Genomic DNA, 18,231 nt, shown 5'->3' with positions numbered 1-18,231 from the left:
ATCACAGCGTGCCGCTAAACGTATCACACTGAGCCGGTTCGCCGCTGTCCATACCGCGTTTAAACCAGTTATAGCGCTGTTCGGAGGTACCATGGGTGAACGTGTCGGGGATAACCAGCCCCTGGCTGCGTTTCTGCAAACGATCGTCGCCCATTGCGGTCGCAGCATTCAGCGCCTCTTCAAGATCGCCTGCATCTAACACGCCTTGTTGTTCCATGCTGTGTCCCCAGACCCCGGCGTAGCAATCAGCCTGCAATTCCAGACGTACCGACAGCGCATTGGCCTCGGTTTGCGTGGCGTTTTGCTGGAGCTGGCGTACTTTAGCCTCGGTACCGAGTAATTTTTGCACGTGATGTCCGACTTCATGAGCAATGACATACCCCTGGGCGAAATCACCGTTCGCCCCGAGCTTGTGCTTCATGTCGTCATAAAAGGAGAGATCAATATAGACTTTACTGTCGGCAGGACAATAAAACGGCCCCATAACGGATTGCCCGGTACCGCAGCCTGTTGTAATTCGGTTACGGTACATGACCAGTTTGGGTTGCTGATAATGGCGCCCCATCTTTTCGAAAAGCTGCCCCCAGGTATCTTCGGTCGTCGCGAAGATAACGCTGGTGAATTTTGCCGCTTCATCTTCTTGCGGGGTGATGGTGCGCTGCTGAGAACTGTTATTCACCGGTTCCCCGGTGATAAGGCCCGTTAAATCCACGCCGTAGTAACTGGCGAAAATGACAATCACCAGCAGAATAATGCCACCCTTGCCACCCGGCAGGCGGAAACCAGGCCCCTGGATAACGGGTCCGCCCGATTCATCACGTCGGTCTTCAATATTGTTGCTTTCACGACGCCCTTGCCAGCGCATAACCACCTCATTATCTAACGTATTAATAATGATCGTAGGCGGTTGCGGGGAGGATTACCATAAGAAAAAAGAGGCAGGGAACCAGAGGATGCGCGCATCCCCTGGTTTACAGCGTATTATCGCTTAGTCGAGCTTAACGCCCAGACGATGGGCAACGGCTTCATACGCTTCAATCACACCGCCGAGGCTCTGACGGAAACGGTCTTTATCCATTTTTGCCAGCGTTTCTTTATCCCACAGACGGCTACCGTCCGGAGAGAATTCATCGCCCAGAACCACTTCGCCTTTGAACAGACCAAACTCCAGTTTGAAGTCGACCAGGATCAGGCCTGCGTCATCAAACAGTTTTTTCAGAACATCGTTCGCTTTGTAAGTCAGCTCTTTCATGCGCGCCAGGTTCTCTTTGCTCACCCAGCCAAACGTTTCACAGTAGGATTCGTTCACCATCGGGTCATGCATGGCATCGTTTTTCAGGAACAGATCGAACAACGGCGGGTTCAGCTCGATACCCTCTTCAATCCCTAAACGTTTCACCAGTGAACCCGCAGCACGGTTACGCACCACACACTCTACCGGTACCATGTCCAGCTTTTTAACCAGGCATTCGGTATCGGATAACAACGCTTCCATCTGAGTCGGGATACCCGCTTCTGCCAGTTTGCTCATAATGAAATGGTTGAATTTGTTGTTAACCATGCCTTTACGCTCGAACTGCTCAATACGCGCGCCGTCCCCTGCTGACGTATCATTGCGGAATTCGAGCACCAACAGGTCCGGGTTTTCCGTGCTGTATACGGTCTTCGCTTTGCCACGATACAACTCAGCTTGCTTTTGCATCTTTGTCACTCCAGGTGTGATGATTTAACTAAAAAAAGCTATTTTACACCGACGCACACGTTTGCGTCAGCCAAATAAAAAAAGGCCGGAGATATCCGGCCCTTATTCTTACTTGTTAAACGCGGCCTCGAACGCTGACACCAGTGCGTCGTTTTGCGACTGCGTTAACGTATGACCTTTCGGGTCGATAAACTGGAGGCTACTGCGGTTATCTAAATCGCCTACCTGCAGTTTATAGTCGCCAGACGCCAGGCCCGGGTCACGCGCGCCCAGATCGCGCCATGCGCTATCGGATAGCGGTTTATAGGTTACCGCAACGCTACCGGTAGAACGGGTGCTGTCGGTCACTTTCATGCCCACTTTTTCCAGCACTGTCGGCAGACGCTGCCATACGACGTTGAACGGGCCACGTACCACCAGCATCGGCAGACCGGTATCATCCGCGCCAGACTGAACATCAAGCGACTTCACGCTGCGGTTTTCGGCGGCAGCCTGGGCGTCAGTGGATGTTTTATCCAGACTCTGGGAGATAACGTTCAGCATTTCCGTACTGTAGCGCTGTAACGATGCGCTATCCGCGACCGGCTTACCCGCCTGCTCCAGATTGACGAGTTTAACGGTCACCGCCTGCTGATAACCCTGCGGTTTCACCGAGATTTGATAACGCCCACGATACTGCTGATCTTCATCGAGGCGGTTCCAGTCAACCCAGTCGGTCATTAATGTCTGACTGGCGTCGTCACGCTTCGCGATGGCGTAGTTTTTCGCCTGGATAATGCTGACAACCTGAGGCCACAGGTTTGTGTTGCGGCCATTTTCAACCATCAGGGTTGCCGTATCGCCAGTAAACTGAGTGCGCGCACCCGTTACCAGTGCCAGCGGCTGCGCCGGCGGACGAATATCCAGCTCTTTACCCACAGCACCACTGCCGTTAGTGGCAGGAATGTTATATTCGCCATTCTGCACCGGCAGGATCATGCCAGCAGGCGCATGAAGTTCCGCAAGCGGCGCGGCATCCAGATAGGACTCGTCACCGCTGACCTGACGTTTGTAGCGTGAATCCGAACTGCAGGCAGCGAGTAACATCACAAATGAAACTCCCGCCACCTTCGCCAGGCGCGACTTCTGTACTGAGTAAGCCATCAAATCTCCCTAAACTTTACAGCAATCCGGCATGCTTAAGCGCAGAGCGAACCACTTCACGACCGTGATCGGTGATCGGTGTCATCGGCAGGCGCAGCGTATCGGTTGCCACAAGCCCCAACTCCTTACATGCCCATTTCACCGGGATAGGATTGGGTTCGACAAATAGTTTGTTATGTAACGGCATCAGGCGCTTGTTGATTACACGCGCTTCGGCGAACTGCCCTTCCGCTGCCAGTTTGCACATGTCGGCCATGTCACGTGCCGCCACGTTCGAGGTAACGGAAATAACGCCGTGACCACCGAGTTGCATAAAGTCCATCGCGGTTGCATCGTCGCCGCTGAGCAGCAGAAAGTCATCTGAAACCAGCTCTTTGATCTGATGAACGCGACTTAAGTTCCCGGTTGCTTCTTTAATACCGATAATATTTTTGATTTCCGCCAGACGACCCACGGTTTCTGGCAGCAAATCGCAGCCGGTGCGCGATGGCACATTATACAGAATCTGGGGCAGATCGGTGTGTCCAGCGATGGCTTTGAAATGCTGGAACAGGCCTTCCTGTGTCGGACGGTTGTAATAAGGGGTTACTGTCAGACAGCCCACAACGCCGCTGTTATTGAAACGTTGCGTCAGGCTGATGGCCTCCGCGGTGGCGTTTGCGCCAGTCCCTGCGATGACAGGAATACGCCCGTCAGCCAGTTCCAGCGTCATCATCACCACATCCCCATGCTCTTCATGGCTGAGCGTGGCGGATTCCCCGGTCGTTCCTACAGAAACAATCGCCGATGTTCCACTGGCGACATGGTAATCAATCAGTTTTTTCAGGCTTGGCCGACAGACTTTACCGTTATCATCCATTGGCGTAACAAGCGCGACTATACTTCCCGTGAACATGGGCCATCCTCTGTGCAAACAAGAATCTCAATGGTACGTGTGGTGCTGTAATAAAAGCAAGTGACGTGAGGCGTTCCGGCGGTTGTATGCCGGTTTTTTTTATGCTTTCCTTATGATTATCTCTGGTTTGACAGGAAGCACAGGTTTGACTGCCTCATCACAACATTTTCTGGTTATTACTGCGCTGGGCGCCGACAGGCCGGGTATCGTAAATACCATCACGCGCCACGTCAGCAGTTGCGGTTGCAATATTGAAGACAGTCGTCTGGCCATGCTGGGAGAAGAGTTCACGTTTATTATGCTACTCTCCGGCTCATGGAATGCCATTACGCTGATTGAATCAACATTGCCGCTTAAAGGCGCGGAGCTGGATTTATTGATCGTGATGAAGCGTACCGCCGCCCGTCCCCGCCCTGCCATGCCTGCCACTGTCTGGGTTCAGGTTGAAGTCCCTGACTCTCCGCATCTGATTGAGCGTTTTACTGCCTTGTTTGACACCTTTCAGATGAATATCGCTGAGCTGGTCTCCCGCACACAACCGGGCGACGCCACCAGGGCCGCGCAGCTTTTTATTCAGATAACCGCTCACAGTCCTGCGTCGCAGGACGCATCAAACATTGACCAGGCATTCAAAGCCCTATGTACAGAATTGAATGCACAAGGCAGTATAAACGTGGTCAACTATTCACAGCATGATGAACAGGATGGAGTTAAGTAATGAATCCACTGAAAGCCGGTGATATCGCACCGAAATTTAGCTTGCCGGATCAAGACGGAGAACAAGTAAATTTGGCCGACTTCCAGGGACAGCGTGTTCTGGTGTATTTCTACCCGAAAGCTATGACGCCAGGCTGTACCGTACAGGCATGCGGCCTGCGCGATAACATGGATGATTTGAAGAAAGCGGGCGTAGAAGTATTGGGTATCAGCACTGACAAACCGGAAAAACTTTCCCGTTTCGCCGAAAAAGAGCTGCTGAACTTCACGCTGCTGTCCGATGAAGATCACCAAATTTGCGAGCAATTTGGCGTCTGGGGTGAGAAGTCCTTTATGGGCAAAACCTACGACGGCATTCACCGCATTAGTTTCCTTGTCGACGCAGATGGCAAAGTCGAGCATGTTTTTGATGATTTCAAAACCAGCAATCATCACGACATCGTGCTCAACTGGCTGAAAGAGAACGCCTGAGCGGGCTCATATTGCGTCACCACTCTTCCGGGCGTTCCGTCTACGGCCGCCCTTTTTTCCTGCATTTCGCATTTTCTCTCCCGGCCAATTATTTGAAGCTGATCACACTTTATCAATCATCTCGACACTAGTGCCGACAACGGTTACTTCTCGTTCAGCCCTGACCATCACTTTTGTTGGCTCCCCGCCTGAAATCAAAATAACCATCTGATAAATATACACTTTAACATTTGGCATGACTTGTGCTTAAGAAGGCTCAACGATTTTCTCGCTTTCTTCTCAAGGAGCCGACATGAACCGCTTTGTGATTGCAAATCCCGAGTGGTGTATAGGATGCAATACCTGCCTTGCCGCGTGTTCGGATGTTCATAAGATTGAAGGGTTGCAGTCTCACCCCCGATTAACGCTGGTTAAGACGGACACCAAAACTGCGCCGGTCATGTGCCGACACTGTGACGATGCCCCCTGCAAACAGGTTTGCCCGGTGAACGCGATTTCCTTTAAGGATGACGCGGTCTATCTCAACGAAACGCTCTGTATCGGCTGCAAACTCTGTGGTCTGGTCTGTCCGTTCGGTGCGATTACCCCGTCAGGCAGCCGCCCGGTCAATACGCCTGCACGCTACGAAAACTTTGTTCCGGAAGAACAACTCCGGGATGTTCCTGCCAGTCCGCAAACCATGCAGCCGTTTTTACGCTGGAACGCGGGTGTTCAGACCATCGCCGTCAAATGCGACCTCTGTCACTTCCTGCCGGAAGGCCCCGCCTGCGTCAGATCCTGTCCGACACAGGCGCTGCATCTGGTGCAGGAAGACGCAATCAATAAACAGTTGAAAGCACGCAGGCTGCTGGCCGCGCTCAACACGACGGACATGACCTTCGACTCTTCTTCACCTACGCCGGAGCAACGCTAATGGATGCCCTGCAATTATTGATGTGGTCAATCTTGTTATATGTCGCTGGCGGCGTCGCGTCACTGTTACTGGCCCGTCAGGAGGAACTGGCGATTAAGGTCGCCGGTCTGTCGGCGATGGCCGGCGGGTTACTGGGTCTGGCGAGTGCCGTCACCGCGTTAACAGGTACGGAAACGCTGCACTGGCAGGCCATCGGCCCCTTCGCGTTTGCCCACTTTATCGTACGCATGGACAGCCTCGCCGCCTTTATGGTGCTGGTGATTTCTCTGCTGGTGACCGTCTGCGGCCTCTACTCACTCTCCTATGTGCGTGAGTATGTCGGCAAAGGTGTCGGCGCGATGGGCTTCTTTATGAACCTGTTCATCGCATCGATGGTCGGCCTTGTGGTGATGGACAACGCATTCTGGTTCATCGTGCTGTTTGAAATGATGTCGCTGGCCTCCTGGTTTTTGGTCATCACCGATCAGGACGACGAATCCATTCACGCCGGCCTGCTCTACTTTTTTATCGCCCACGCCGGTTCGGTACTGATCATGGTTGCCTTCTTCCTGATGTGGCGTCAGAGCGGCAGTCTGGATTTCGCCAGCTTCCGCGAACTGTCGCTGTCACCAGGCGTTGCCTCCGCCGTCTTCCTGCTGGCATTCTTCGGTTTTGGCGCCAAAGCGGGGATGCTGCCATTGCATAGCTGGTTGCCGCGCGCGCACCCGGCAGCGCCGTCACACGCGTCGGCATTAATGTCGGGCGTGATGGTCAAAATCGGCATCTTCGGGATTATCAAAGTCGGTATCGACCTGCTCGGGCATAGCGGTACCCCGCTGTGGTGGGGTGTGGTGGTACTGGCTTTTGGTGCTGTCTCGTCGGTGCTGGGTGTTCTCTATGCGCTGGCAGAGCATGACATTAAACGCCTGCTTGCCTGGCACACCGTTGAAAACATTGGCATCATTTTGATGGGGGTGGGTGTCGGTATGGCAGGCATTGCGCTCCATCATCCGGTTATCGCCGCCGTGGGTCTGCTCGGCGCCTTGTTCCATCTGCTCAACCACGCGCTGTTTAAAGGGCTTCTCTTCCTGGGCGCCGGAGCGATTATCTTCCGTCTGCACACACGGGATATGGAAAAGATGGGCGCGCTGGACAAACGGATGCCGTGGACGGCTGGTGCGTTCCTGATTGGCTGTCTGGCGATTTCCGCCATGCCACCGCTCAATGGCTTTATCAGTGAATGGTATACCTACCAGTCTCTGTTCTCCCTCACCCGCGTGGATGCCATTATTCCCCGACTGGCAGGCCCCATCGCCATCGTTATGCTGGCTATCACTGGCGCGCTGGCCGCGATGTGCTTCGTCAAAGTCTACGGTGTGAGTTTCTGCGGTAACGCGCGTAGCGAAAAAGCCGACCATGCCCGGGAAGTTCCCTGGCCGATGGTGATTGCCATGGGTCTGCTGGCGCTCTTCTGCGTACTGGCAGGTATCGGGGCGAATCTCGTTGCGCCACATCTGCTGCACATTGCCCAGTCGCTTTCGTCTCAGGAAACGCTGGCCGTGGCACAAGGCGCAACGCTGATGCCAGGGGATGCGCAGCAGGCAGTGCTGACACCCTCAGTGGTCTTCCTGCTGCTTATCGCGATGCCCGTGCTGCCGGGCCTGTTCTGGTACATCAACCGGCACACCCGCGGCAACTTCCGCCGCACCGGCGATGCGTGGGCATGCGGCTATGCCTGGGAAAAAGGCATGGCACCGTCTGCCGGAAGCTTTACACAGCCCCTGCGGGTGGTATTTGGCCCACTGTATCGCATGCGTAAACAACTCGATCCTGCACAGCCGCTACAGCGCAGCCTGGGCGGCGTGACTGTTGCGGCGACCCGCACAGAGCCGTTCTGGGACGACAAAATCATCCTGCCGCTGGTCGGGATAACCAAACGCATTGCCCGTGCGGTGCAGTATCTGCAAAGCGGCGATTTCCGTCTCTATTGTCTGTATGTGATCGCCGCGCTGGTGATCCTGCTACTGACTATCGCCGTCTAAGGAGGGAGAGAAGATGATACAACCAACCCCTGACTGGTCACTGGGTCTGTTTGCCCTCTGCCAGGCGGCGTTTCTGCTGGCATTAACGCCATTATTTACCGGGATCTCCCGGCAGATTCGCGCACGGATGCACTCTCGCCAGGGTCCTGGCATCTTACAGGACTACCGCGATCTGCAAAAATTGCTTAAGCGCCAGGAGGTGGCTCCGGCCTCATCCGGCATGATGTTCCGCGTCATGCCCTGGGTGCTGCTGAGCAGCATGCTGGTGGTGGCAATGACATTACCGCTGTTTGTGCGTACCTCGCCTTTCGCCGGTGCGGGCGACTTGATCACCCTGATTTACCTGTTCGCATTATTCCGCTTCTTCTTTGCCCTCTCCGGCCTTGATACCGGCAGTCCGTTTTCCGGTATTGGCGCCAGCCGCGAACTGACCCTCGGCATTCTGGTGGAACCGATGCTGATTCTCTCGCTGCTGGTGCTGGCGCTGCTGGCAGGGTCGACCAACATCGGCGCAATCAGCACCACGCTGGCGACCGGTTGGGTCTCCCCTGTTGCCACGCTGCTGGCGATGCTCGCCTGCGGATTCGCCTGTTTTATTGAGATGGGCAAAATCCCCTTCGACGTGGCAGAGGCGGAGCAAGAGCTACAGGAAGGGCCGTTGACCGAATACTCCGGAGCAGGACTGGCGCTGGTGAAATGGGGGATCGGCCTGAAACAGGTGGTGATGGCCTCGCTGTTCCTGGCGCTCTTCTTCCCGTTCGGCAATGCCGGCTCACTGACTATCGGGGCTCTGCTGCTCTCGCTGGTCATCACGCTGGTCAAATTACTGGTGGTGTTTGTTATTGCGTCGGTGGTGGAAAACTCGCTCGCTCGCGGACGGTTTTTACTGACGCACCACCTTACCTGGCTCGGTTTTAGTCTCGCCGCGCTGTCATATGTTCTTTGGTTAACCGGTCTGTAAGGAGCGCTGAATTACTATGGAAACAATTGCCCTGACGACCCTGCTCCTGCCGTTTATCGGCGCGCTGGTCGTCTCTTTGGCCCCCAGACAGACCGCCCCCATGCTGTCCACGCTGTTTGCCCTGCTGGCAACTATCGCCACGGTCGCACTGGCAGCGGGCTTTCATGCCGCGGGTAGCGAGGTCGTCGACATCCCGCTGCTTAGCGCCGGACAGATAGCGTTGTTCGGCATGACGGTAGACAAAATCAGTACCCTGATTCTGTTTGTGGTGGTCTTCCTCGGCCTGCTGGTGGCGCTCTACTCTACGGGATATCTGACCCGCGGGAATAAAGAGCACCCGCACGACGGCAGTAACCGCTACTACGCGTTCTTGCTGATTTTCATCGGTGCAATGTCCGGCCTGGTGCTCTCGTCCACGCTGCTGGGTCAGTTGCTGTTTTTTGAAATCACCGGTGGCTGCTCCTGGGCGCTCATCAGCTATTACCAGTCTGAAAAGTCCCAGCGCTCGGCGATGAAAGCGCTGCTTATTACCCACGTCGGTTCGCTGGGATTGTATCTGGCGGCGGCAACGCTGTTCCTGCAAACCGGCACCTTTGCGCTAAGCGCGATGAGCCAGTTAAACGGCAGTGCCGCGTTAATCGTCTACGGTGGGATTTTGTTCGCTGCCTGGGGTAAATCAGCGCAACTGCCATTGCAGGCCTGGCTGCCGGATGCGATGGAAGCGCCGACGCCGGTCAGCGCATACCTGCACGCCGCGTCGATGGTGAAAGTGGGTGTTTACATTTTTGCCCGCGCTATTTCCGAAGGTGGGCAGATCCCGGAAGTCATTGGCTGGGTCGGCGTCACCATGGCGACAATCACCCTGGTGTACGGCTTCCTGATGTACCTGCCGCAAAAAGACATGAAGCGCCTGCTCGCCTGGTCGACGATTTCCCAGCTGGCGTGGATTTTCCTTGCCCTGTCGATGTCGATTTTCGGTTCGAAAATGGCCTTCAATGCGGGGATTGTTTACATCTTTAACCATGCCTTCGCCAAGAGCCTGTTCTTCCTGGTGGCCGGGGCACTCAGCTACAGCTGCGGTACGCGTATGCTGCCGCGCCTTCGCGGCGTAATGCGCACGCTGCCTATCGCCGGGATCGGTTTTTGCGTTGCAGCACTCGCCATTACCGGTGTCCCGCCGTTCAACGGTTTTTTCAGCAAGTTTCCCCTGTTTGCCGCCGGGTTCGCCCTCTCCGATCAGCACCCCATTCTGCTCGCGGTGATGATCCTGGCGCTGGTGGAATCGGTCGCCAGCTTCGGCTGGTTTATCTACTGGTTCGGGCGCGTCGTGCCGGGTGAACCCAGCGAAGAGGTAGCACAGGCGGCACCGCTGCCTTATGCCATGAAGCTGGTGCTGGTGATTCTGGTGGTGATGTCGCTGTGCTCAAGCGTCATTGCCGCAGCGTGGATTGGATAAAGGGAGTCGAAGATGACGGGAACATTGATCGTTAACAATCTGGCGGGGCTGATGATGTTCACCTCGTTATTGGTCACTTGCGCCAGACGCTACACCGTCTCCTGTTGGTTGTACGCCCTGCAATCACTGGTGCTGGTGTCGATATTTTTCACCCTTGCGCAGTTGCTGGATGCAGAACAACTGCGGATATGGTCCATCAGCGCCTTCTTCACCAAGGTTCTGATGGTGCCGCTGATTATGGGCTATGCATTTCGCAAAATGGCGCCAGAGGGTCAGGGGGAACGCCTGTTTGGCCCTGCCGCACTGGTGTTGATGGCCGCAGGCATCGTGTTGCTGTGCTGGTTTGTGGTGCGTCCGGTGCAGTTGCCGCTGGTCGCGCAACTTAAGCCCGCGCTGGCGGTGGCGCTCGGTCATTTCCTGCTGGGGCTGCTGTGCATCATCAGCCAGCGCAATATCCTGCGTCAGGTGTTTGGCTACTGCCTGATGGAGAACGGCTCGCATCTGGTGCTGGCGCTGCTGGCATGGCGTGCGCCGGAGCTGGTCGAAATCGGTATCGCCACCGATGCCATTTTCGCGGTGATCGTCATGACAATACTGGCGCGAAAAATCTGGCGTACCCACGGCACGCTGGACGTTAATAACCTTACGGCGCTGAAAGGATAACAACATGAGTCACGCATTGATGTTCACCTTGCTGCTGCTCACGCCGCTGGTCATTTCCGCACTCTGCTTCCTGTGCCGTCTTCGAGGGAATGCCGCGCGCGGTCTGGTCACCGCCGTGCATTTCGTCGGTATCACCGTGCTGATGGTCGTGGCACTGTGGACGGTCGCAGAAGCGGTGACTGCGAGTGAGATTTTTGCCGCCCATCGCTGGCTACATATTGACAGTCTAAGCGGTCTGTTCTTGTCGCTTCTTGGGATCATCGGTTTTATTACCGGGTTGTATTCCATTGGCTATATGCGCCATGAAGTCGATCACGGGGAAATTACCGTCGGCACTCTGTGCAATTACTACGGTTTCTTCCATCTGTTTCTCTTCACCATGCTGCTGGTAGTCACCAGTAACAACCTGATTGTCATGTGGGCAGCCATTGAGGCCACGACACTGAGCTCTGCGTTTCTGGTGGGGATTTACGGCCAGCGTTCTTCACTGGAAGCCGCGTGGAAATACATCATCATCTGTACCGTGGGCGTCGCGTTTGGCCTGTTCGGTACCGTACTGGTGTACGCCAACGCCGCCAGCTTTATGGCAGAGCCCGATCACGCGATTTTCTGGACCGAAGTCCTTAAAGAGAGCAGCAAACTCGACCCAACATTGATGGTACTGGCATTTGTCTTCGTGCTGATCGGTTTTGGGACCAAAACCGGGTTGTTCCCGATGCACGCCTGGCTGCCGGATGCCCACAGTGAAGCGCCAAGTCCGGTAAGCGCCCTGCTCTCAGCGGTGCTGCTGAACTGCGCGCTGCTGGTGCTGATTCGCTATTACATCATCATCTGCCATGCTATCGGCAGCACGTTCCCCAATACGTTGCTGATGATCTTCGGCCTGCTTTCCGTCGCGGTGGCGGCGTTCTTTATCCTTGTCCAACAGGATATGAAACGTCTGCTTGCCTACTCCAGTGTGGAAAATATGGGGCTGGTGGCGGTGGCGCTCGGTATCGGCGGCCCGCTGGGCATTCTCGCCGCACTGCTGCACACACTGAACCACAGCCTGGCCAAAACACTGTTGTTCTGCGGTTCCGGCAACGTGCTGCTGAAATACGGCACCCGTAACCTGGACGTGGTGTGCGGCATGCTGAAAGTCATGCCGTTTACCGCGGTCCTCCTTGGCGGCGGCGCGCTGGCACTGGGCGGAATGCCCCCTTTCAATATTTTCCTCAGTGAGTTTATGACCGTCACCGCCGGGCTGGCGGCGGATCATCTGCTGGTGACCATCGTTCTGCTGCTGTTGCTGACGATCGTGCTTGGCGGACTGGTGCGCATGGTCGCCAGAGCGCTGTTTGCCGCACCGCCCCAGGAAGTCGCCAGCGGCGAACTGGGCTGGCTGACCACGGTGCCGATGGTCATTTTGCTGGTGATGATGCTGGTGATGGGGACCCATATTCCGCAACCGGTAAGCAAAATGCTGGCAAACGCCTCGGCCATTGTGATGTCCGGTAATGATGAACAATCAACACAATTCAGTTGGCTGTGGGCGTCGTTTGACACCACCGCCGCAACCGCAACACCCGCGCGGGTTCAGGGAGAGTTAAAGTGAGTTATTTAGAGAGTGTCAGTCTCGATGCCCCTCGTGGCGGTGCCTGCCTTGCGGCGTTGAACGCGCAATTTCCCGGTGCCATTCTTGAAGAAGAGCGGCAAACCTTTGAGCAGACCACCATTACGGTAAAACTCAATCTGCTACCGGATATCGTTCATTATCTCTATTACCAGCATGACGGCTGGTTACCGGTGTTATTCGGTAACGATGAACGTACCCTCAATGGTCATTACGCGGTCTACTACGCCCTTTCTATGGAAGGGGCGGAAAAATGCTGGATTGTGGTTAAAGCGCTGGTCGATGCCAACACACGTGAATTCCCCTCCGTCACCCCGAAAGTGCCCGCCGCCGTCTGGGGCGAGCGTGAAATTCGCGACATGTACGGGCTGATTCCGGTGGGCTTACCGGATCAGCGCCGTCTGGTACTGCCGGACGACTGGCCGGACGATTTGCATCCGCTGCGCAAAGACACCATGGATTATCGTCTGCGTCCGGAACCGACCACCGATACGGAAAACTACCCGTTTATCAATGACGGCGATAGCTCGGCGCGTATCGTGCCCATCGGTCCGTTGCATATCACGTCCGACGAACCGGGCCATTTCCGTCTGTTTGTTGATGGCGAGCGCATTGTCGATGCCGACTACCGTCTGTTCTACGTTCACCGGGGGATGGAAAAACTGGCAGAAACCCGCATGGGTTATAACGAAGTGACTTTCCTGTCAGACCGCGTCTGCGGGATTTGCGGCTTCGCCCATAGCGTGGCGTACACCACCTCGGTGGAAAACGCGCTGGGCATTGTGGTACCGCAACGCGCTCACACCATCCGCTCAGTGCTGCTGGAAGTAGAGCGTCTGCACAGCCACCTGTTAAACATCGGCCTTTCCAGCCACTTTGTCGGCTTCGATACCGGCTTTATGCAATTTTTCCGCATCCGCGAAAAATCGATGACCATGGCTGAACTGCTGACCGGTTCGCGTAAAACGTACGGCCTGAACCTGATAGGCGGCGTGCGGCGCGACATCCTGAAAGAGCAGCGCATTAAAACCATCCAGTTGGTGAAAGAGATGCGCGCAGAAGTGATTCAACTGGTGGATATGCTGCTCTCAACGCCAAATATGGCACAGCGTACCCAGGGGGTCGGGGTGCTGGACCGTCAGATTGCGCGCGATTATAGCCCGGTCGGCCCGCTGATTCGCGGCAGTGGTTTTCAGCGTGATCTGCGCTTTGACCATCCTTATGCTGACTACGGTAATCTGCCGAAAACGTTGTTTAGCTGGCCTGCCGGGGATGTTTTCTCACGCGTGATGGTGCGTATCAAAGAGACGCTTGATTCCCTCTCGATGATTGAATTTGCCCTCGACAATATGCCGGACACTTCGCTGTTGACCGAAGGGTTCAGCTACAAGCCGCATAAATTCGCACTGGGTTATGTCGAAGCGCCGCGCGGCGAAGATGTGCACTGGAGCATGCTCGGCGATAACCAGAAGCTGTTCCGCTGGCGTTGCCGTGCGGCGACCTATGCTAACTGGCCGGTGCTGCGCTATATGCTGCGCGGTAATACCGTTTCCGATGCGCCATTGATTATCGGTAGCCTCGACCCCTGCTATTCCTGTACGGACCGCGTCACGCTGGTGGATGTGCGTAAACGCAAATCCACCACCGTACCGTACAAAGAGATCGAGCGTTACAGTATTGAACGTCGCAATTCGCCGCTGAGATAAGGAAGATACGATGCTTAAATTGTGGAAAACCATTATCAGAGCGGGCGAAGTCACGGTGAAATACCCGTTTGCGCCGCTGGATGTCTGCCCCGGATTTCGCGGGAAACCCGAGCTCAATCCCGAGCAGTGTATCGCCTGCGGTGCCTGTACCACCGCCTGCCCTGCTAACGCGCTGACGATGGAAACCCATCCGGATGACAACGCCCGCATCTGGCAACTGTTTATCGGCCGCTGCATCTACTGCGGCCGCTGCGAAGAGGTGTGCCCAACGCACGCCATTCGCCTGTCAGAAGAGTTTGAGCTGGCGGTGACCCGCAAAGAAGATCTCTACGTGCGCGCGACCTTTCGGTTGCAGCACTGCAGTGAGTGCCATGCGCCGTTTGCGCCGGAAAAATCCGTCGCCCTGGCGGCTGAATTGCTGGCGCTTCATCAATCGAACCCGACGCTTGTGGAAACACTGCGCGCCCAGGCGAATGTCTGCCCGGCATGCAAACGTCGGGCGGCACTGGAGCATCGCGGCAGCACCAACGTTCATTATTATATTGAGGAGCAAGCATGAGCGCCGATTCCCTGACGTTAAAGCAGCATGTCAGTCAGCCCATAACGCTGGATGAACAAGCGCAAAAACTCAAGCAAGTGCTGCTTCGCGATATTCAACGTTCTGCCTATGTTTACCGCGTGGACTGCGGGGGATGTAACGGCTGTGAAATCGAGATCTTCGCCGCGATTACCCCGCTGTTCGATGCCGAACGCTTCGGCATTAAAGTCGTCGCCTCGCCGCGTCACGCTGACATTTTACTGTTTACCGGCGCGGTCACGCGCGCCATGCGTATGCCCGCGCTGCGTGCGTGGCATTCCGCGCCTGACCACAAAATCGCAATTTCCTATGGCGCATGCGGGGTCGGCGGCGGTATTTTCCACGATCTCTACAGCGTCTGGGGCGGCAGCGATACCATTGTGCCTATTGACGTATGGATCCCAGGCTGCCCGCCGACCCCGGCGGCAACGGTACACGGTTTCGCCGTCGCGCTCGGCCTGCTGGAGCAGAAACTGCACGCAGAAGATCATCACCAGGCTGAAAATGAAACGGCGAGCGTCCGCTGGCCTGCCGTACCGCTGGCCATGCGCGTCAACATCGAACGGCTGGCGCGTCGTCTGGCAGGCTATCGCCAGGGGCGTGAAATTGCCGATCACTTCTTCGCACTGTTGACCGAAGGCGACCCACGCGAAAGCTCAGCACGCATTAATGCCTGGCTGCAACAGGCCGCCGATCCGCGCCTGGACACCATCGTGCAGCAACTGCGCGCCGAGATGGAGGGGAAGCATGTCTGAACAGGGCAGCAAAGTAATGTTCTGGACGCTGCGGCAGAAGTTTGTCGATGACAGCGTCAATGTCGAGGAAAAGAGCCGCCAGGTGATGTACTACTCGCTGGCAATTGGTCACCACGTGGGGGTAATTGACTGCCTCAACGTGGTACTGGAATGCCCCCTTGCCGATTACGAGCGCTGGCTTGCGTTACTGGAAGACGGCGCACGCAAGAAAATGCAGGGGCTGCTGACGTTTGGCGAAATCATCATTGATGCCAGTCACGTCAATAAACTGGCCCCCGCATTTGCTAAACTGGCGGAAGACGCGGATGATCCCTGGCGCGGCTGGAGTCAGCTCATATTGCAACAATTGCAGGATATTGCCGGTGAACCGGCGATTTATCTGATGGTGCGGCGGCTGGATTAACCATTAGTGATATCAATAAAATGTCAATTCGTATGACAATTAACTATACGTGAAGCGGGTAACACTACAAAATAAGGGGGTATAGTAGTATACCGGGTGGCCCGCTCTCTTACCGAAGCACAATCACTTGATATGAAAAAACGGATAAGGAAGTCACATTATGTTGATTTATGGCTGTTTCTGTCTGCTTTTCTGCACAATTGATTCTGGAAGGATGCAGTATCCATGATTTTACAGCATTTGCTGGAACAGAAAGATAAGGCGTCCGTCCTGCGGGCGTTCATTCCTCTACCCCCTCCGTTCAGCCCCATTCAGTTTGTCGAACTTCGCCTGAGTAATTCGCGATTCTACCGCTGTTTTGACGACGGAAGCGTTGAGTTCTGCACCAGTGAATATGCCGGTTCAATCAGCGATAGCTCGACCCAGGTGATTTTACTTGCCGGGGAAACCATGGCCGAGTTGCGCTTTGTGCGCACCGATGGCGGTAAATTTTGCGAAAAAGACAGCACCATGTTTGCCTGGCTGGCACGCCTCGCGGCGCAAGGTTTAGAGGGCGATATCGAACGCGACAAGCTTGAACAATCCGTTTCACTGTTGCGCCAGGAACTTGACCATGACCGGGTACTGGTCGATATCACCAACTCAGTACTGTCGCATCTCGATATTGATGAACTGGTGGCGGATGTCTCGCGGGAGATCCACCGCTTCTTTGGCGTAGACACAGTCTCAATGGTGCTCCGTGATGCCCTGCGCTCGCGTCAGCTTATGTGGAACGCGACGGATTTCACGGTACACCCGCCGAAAAGCCAGCAATACCCGTTACGCAGTGAAAGCCCGTTGCTGCATACGGCGCTCAATGAAAATCATGCGACCCTGTTGCAAAAAAAGGACGAGCCGCAAAGGTGGCTAAACGATCCCCTGCTGCAACAACTCGATGCGCAAGGCCTGGAGACGGTGTTTATTCTGCCGCTGGCTTTTAGCCATCAGTCCACTGGCGTGCTGATGCTGGCGCATCGGGATTTGTCGATTTTTAACGCACAAAACTGTCGATTACTCCGACAGATTGCCGACAGAATTGGCATTGCTGTCGATAATGCCGATGCCTATCGCAAAGTGACGCATCTGAAAGAAAATCTCAAAAACGAGAACAATAAACTTAACGAGCAAATTCTTTCCAGCCAGAGTTTTGGCGACATTATTTATCAAAGCGACGCCATGCGTGATGTGCTTCAGCAGGTCAATATTGTTGCCCTGAGTGACAGTACAGTACTGATTCTTGGCGAAACCGGTACAGGGAAAGAGATAATCGCCCGCGCTATTCACCAGATGAGTCTGCGCAAAGATAAACCGCTGGTGAAAATCAACTGCGCCGCTATTCCGTCGACGCTGCTGGAAAGCGAACTGTTTGGTCATGATAAAGGGGCGTTTACCGGGGCGATCAACGCTCACCGTGGACGCTTTGAAATGGCAGATGGGGGGACGCTGTTTCTCGATGAAATCGGCGATATGCCGATTGAACTGCAACCTAAGTTATTGCGTGTGCTACAAGAGCGAGAGATTGAGCGCATTGGCGGCACCCGCACCATTCCCGTTAACGTTCGGGTCATTGCCGCGACTAACCGCGACCTGAAACAGATGGTCATTGACCGGGAGTTTCGCAACGACCTGTTTTATCGCCTGAATGTCTTCCCGCTGGTGTTGCCGCCGCTGCGCGATCGCCCGGACGATATCCCTTTGCTGGTCAGGTACTTCACGCAAAAGCTGGCGCGCCGTTTAAACCGCCAAATCGACACGATCCCTGCCGATGCCATGCGCCAGTTGATGCGCTATGAGTGGCCAGGCAACGTGCGCGAACTGGAAAATATTCTGGAACGTGCGGTGCTGCTATCACGCGATAATACGCTGAGCCTGCATTTAAATGCCCAGCCCAGCAGCATGGTACAGCCCGTGGCTCACGATCCCTTTCCTTTTCCCCTTCCCCGCGTGGCGGAAATGATGCATACCGAACCGCCGGAAAACGATGAAGAGGAACGTCAGCGCATTATTCAGGTGCTGCGGGAAACAAACGGTATTGTCGCCGGGCCGCGCGGCGCAGCGTCAAAATTAGGGATGAAACGCACCACGCTGTTATCGCGTATGCAGCGTCTGGGTATTAGCGTGCGGGAAGTATTGTAATTTAGTTCCTGAGTTTAATTGTGAGCGAATTAACGCTTTCAGGGCGATACCGGCAAAATGG

17 protein-coding genes are annotated in these 18,231 nt (G+C 55.3%); 13 read left to right on the top strand and 4 right to left on the bottom strand.

What is annotated here, in order from left to right; translation table 11 throughout:
* Position 1: 1 nt before the first annotated feature.
* From ypfJ to dapA, 4 genes are all read right to left on the bottom strand, one after another.
* The gene (gene ypfJ / locus AB182_RS06180; RefSeq protein ID WP_047369332.1) at positions 2-865 is read right to left on the bottom strand and encodes a KPN_02809 family neutral zinc metallopeptidase; all 864 of its coding nucleotides are present in this window, start codon (positions 863-865) and stop codon (positions 2-4) included.
* A gap of 123 nt (positions 866-988) precedes the next feature.
* On the bottom strand, positions 989-1,702 hold the full coding sequence (gene purC / locus AB182_RS06175; protein ID WP_047369331.1) for a phosphoribosylaminoimidazolesuccinocarboxamide synthase: 714 nt from the start codon (positions 1,700-1,702) through the stop codon (positions 989-991).
* A 108-nt stretch (positions 1,703-1,810) separates the two neighbouring features.
* Positions 1,811-2,845, bottom strand: a complete 1,035-nt coding sequence (gene bamC, locus AB182_RS06170) for an outer membrane protein assembly factor BamC (RefSeq protein WP_047369330.1) — start codon at positions 2,843-2,845, stop codon at positions 1,811-1,813.
* Positions 2,846-2,861: 16 nt separating this feature from the next.
* Positions 2,862-3,740: a 4-hydroxy-tetrahydrodipicolinate synthase gene (gene dapA, locus AB182_RS06165; protein WP_047369329.1), complete on the bottom strand. Its 879-nt coding sequence runs from the start codon at positions 3,738-3,740 to the stop codon at positions 2,862-2,864.
* 145 nt (positions 3,741-3,885) lie between these two features.
* Here dapA and AB182_RS06160 point away from each other — a divergent pair, with 145 nt between their 5' ends.
* The 13 genes from AB182_RS06160 to AB182_RS06100 all read left to right on the top strand — a co-directional run bounded on the left by AB182_RS06160 (position 3,886) and on the right by AB182_RS06100 (position 18,170).
* Positions 3,886-4,458 carry a glycine cleavage system transcriptional repressor gene (locus AB182_RS06160; RefSeq protein ID WP_197687997.1) on the top strand — a complete coding sequence of 191 codons (573 nt, stop codon included), beginning with the start codon at positions 3,886-3,888 and terminating at the stop codon, positions 4,456-4,458.
* Entirely contained in the window at positions 4,458-4,928 is a 471-nt protein-coding gene (bcp, locus tag AB182_RS06155) for a thioredoxin-dependent thiol peroxidase (RefSeq protein WP_047369328.1), read from the top strand. Before AB182_RS06160 ends, bcp begins: the two co-directional genes overlap by 1 nt.
* 292 nt (positions 4,929-5,220) lie before the next feature.
* On the top strand, positions 5,221-5,841 hold the full coding sequence (locus AB182_RS06150) for a 4Fe-4S dicluster domain-containing protein (protein WP_047369327.1): 621 nt from the start codon (positions 5,221-5,223) through the stop codon (positions 5,839-5,841).
* Entirely contained in the window at positions 5,841-7,862 is a 2,022-nt protein-coding gene (gene hyfB / locus AB182_RS06145) for a hydrogenase 4 subunit B (RefSeq protein WP_047369326.1), read from the top strand. The genes AB182_RS06150 and hyfB overlap by 1 nt, the downstream gene beginning before the upstream one ends.
* Before the next feature lie 13 nt (positions 7,863-7,875).
* Complete coding sequence (locus AB182_RS06140) at positions 7,876-8,823, top strand: respiratory chain complex I subunit 1 family protein (RefSeq protein ID WP_047369325.1); 948 nt, start codon at positions 7,876-7,878, stop codon at positions 8,821-8,823.
* Between the two features lie 16 nt (positions 8,824-8,839).
* Positions 8,840-10,279 (top strand): hydrogenase 4 subunit D, encoded by a 1,440-nt coding sequence (locus AB182_RS06135; RefSeq protein WP_047369324.1) that lies wholly within the window; start codon positions 8,840-8,842, stop codon positions 10,277-10,279.
* Between the two features lie 12 nt (positions 10,280-10,291).
* Positions 10,292-10,942, top strand: a complete 651-nt coding sequence (gene hyfE / locus AB182_RS06130; RefSeq protein ID WP_047369323.1) for a hydrogenase 4 membrane subunit — start codon at positions 10,292-10,294, stop codon at positions 10,940-10,942.
* Between the two features lie 4 nt (positions 10,943-10,946).
* Entirely contained in the window at positions 10,947-12,536 is a 1,590-nt protein-coding gene (locus tag AB182_RS06125; RefSeq protein WP_047369322.1) for a hydrogenase 4 subunit F, read from the top strand.
* Positions 12,533-14,260, top strand: a complete 1,728-nt coding sequence (locus AB182_RS06120; RefSeq protein WP_047369321.1) for a hydrogenase large subunit — start codon at positions 12,533-12,535, stop codon at positions 14,258-14,260. The genes AB182_RS06125 and AB182_RS06120 overlap by 4 nt, the downstream gene beginning before the upstream one ends.
* A gap of 10 nt (positions 14,261-14,270) precedes the next feature.
* Positions 14,271-14,819 (top strand): hydrogenase 4 subunit H, encoded by a 549-nt coding sequence (gene hyfH, locus AB182_RS06115; protein ID WP_047369320.1) that lies wholly within the window; start codon positions 14,271-14,273, stop codon positions 14,817-14,819.
* On the top strand, positions 14,816-15,592 hold the full coding sequence (locus AB182_RS06110) for an NADH-quinone oxidoreductase subunit B family protein (protein WP_047369319.1): 777 nt from the start codon (positions 14,816-14,818) through the stop codon (positions 15,590-15,592). The genes hyfH and AB182_RS06110 overlap by 4 nt, the downstream gene beginning before the upstream one ends.
* Positions 15,585-15,995, top strand: a complete 411-nt coding sequence (locus tag AB182_RS06105; RefSeq protein WP_047369318.1) for a formate hydrogenlyase maturation HycH family protein — start codon at positions 15,585-15,587, stop codon at positions 15,993-15,995. The genes AB182_RS06110 and AB182_RS06105 overlap by 8 nt, the downstream gene beginning before the upstream one ends.
* A gap of 225 nt (positions 15,996-16,220) precedes the next feature.
* Entirely contained in the window at positions 16,221-18,170 is a 1,950-nt protein-coding gene (locus tag AB182_RS06100; RefSeq protein WP_047369317.1) for a sigma 54-interacting transcriptional regulator, read from the top strand.
* Positions 18,171-18,231 lie beyond the last annotated feature (61 nt).

This window comes from Phytobacter ursingii (assembly GCF_001022135.1).
GTDB lineage: Bacteria > Pseudomonadota > Gammaproteobacteria > Enterobacterales > Enterobacteriaceae > Phytobacter > Phytobacter ursingii.
The sequence above is the reverse complement of the archived record's forward strand: the minus strand, read 5'-3'. Positions and strand labels throughout refer to the sequence as shown.

Excerpts from the sequence above, each read along its gene's own strand:
- ypfJ (WP_047369332.1), bottom strand. The coding sequence starts at position 865 with ATGCGCTGGCAAGGGCGTCGTGAAAGCAACAATATTGAAGACCGACGT.
- purC (WP_047369331.1), bottom strand. The coding sequence starts at position 1,702 with ATGCAAAAGCAAGCTGAGTTGTATCGTGGCAAAGCGAAGACCGTATAC.
- bamC (WP_047369330.1), bottom strand. The coding sequence starts at position 2,845 with ATGGCTTACTCAGTACAGAAGTCGCGCCTGGCGAAGGTGGCGGGAGTT.
- dapA (WP_047369329.1), bottom strand. The coding sequence starts at position 3,740 with ATGTTCACGGGAAGTATAGTCGCGCTTGTTACGCCAATGGATGATAAC.
- bcp (WP_047369328.1), top strand. The coding sequence starts at position 4,458 with ATGAATCCACTGAAAGCCGGTGATATCGCACCGAAATTTAGCTTGCCG.
- AB182_RS06150 (WP_047369327.1), top strand. The coding sequence starts at position 5,221 with ATGAACCGCTTTGTGATTGCAAATCCCGAGTGGTGTATAGGATGCAAT.
- hyfB (WP_047369326.1), top strand. The coding sequence starts at position 5,841 with ATGGATGCCCTGCAATTATTGATGTGGTCAATCTTGTTATATGTCGCT.
- AB182_RS06140 (WP_047369325.1), top strand. The coding sequence starts at position 7,876 with ATGATACAACCAACCCCTGACTGGTCACTGGGTCTGTTTGCCCTCTGC.
- AB182_RS06135 (WP_047369324.1), top strand. The coding sequence starts at position 8,840 with ATGGAAACAATTGCCCTGACGACCCTGCTCCTGCCGTTTATCGGCGCG.
- hyfE (WP_047369323.1), top strand. The coding sequence starts at position 10,292 with ATGACGGGAACATTGATCGTTAACAATCTGGCGGGGCTGATGATGTTC.
- AB182_RS06125 (WP_047369322.1), top strand. The coding sequence starts at position 10,947 with ATGAGTCACGCATTGATGTTCACCTTGCTGCTGCTCACGCCGCTGGTC.
- hyfH (WP_047369320.1), top strand. The coding sequence starts at position 14,271 with ATGCTTAAATTGTGGAAAACCATTATCAGAGCGGGCGAAGTCACGGTG.
- AB182_RS06110 (WP_047369319.1), top strand. The coding sequence starts at position 14,816 with ATGAGCGCCGATTCCCTGACGTTAAAGCAGCATGTCAGTCAGCCCATA.
- AB182_RS06105 (WP_047369318.1), top strand. The coding sequence starts at position 15,585 with ATGTCTGAACAGGGCAGCAAAGTAATGTTCTGGACGCTGCGGCAGAAG.
- AB182_RS06100 (WP_047369317.1), top strand. The coding sequence starts at position 16,221 with ATGATTTTACAGCATTTGCTGGAACAGAAAGATAAGGCGTCCGTCCTG.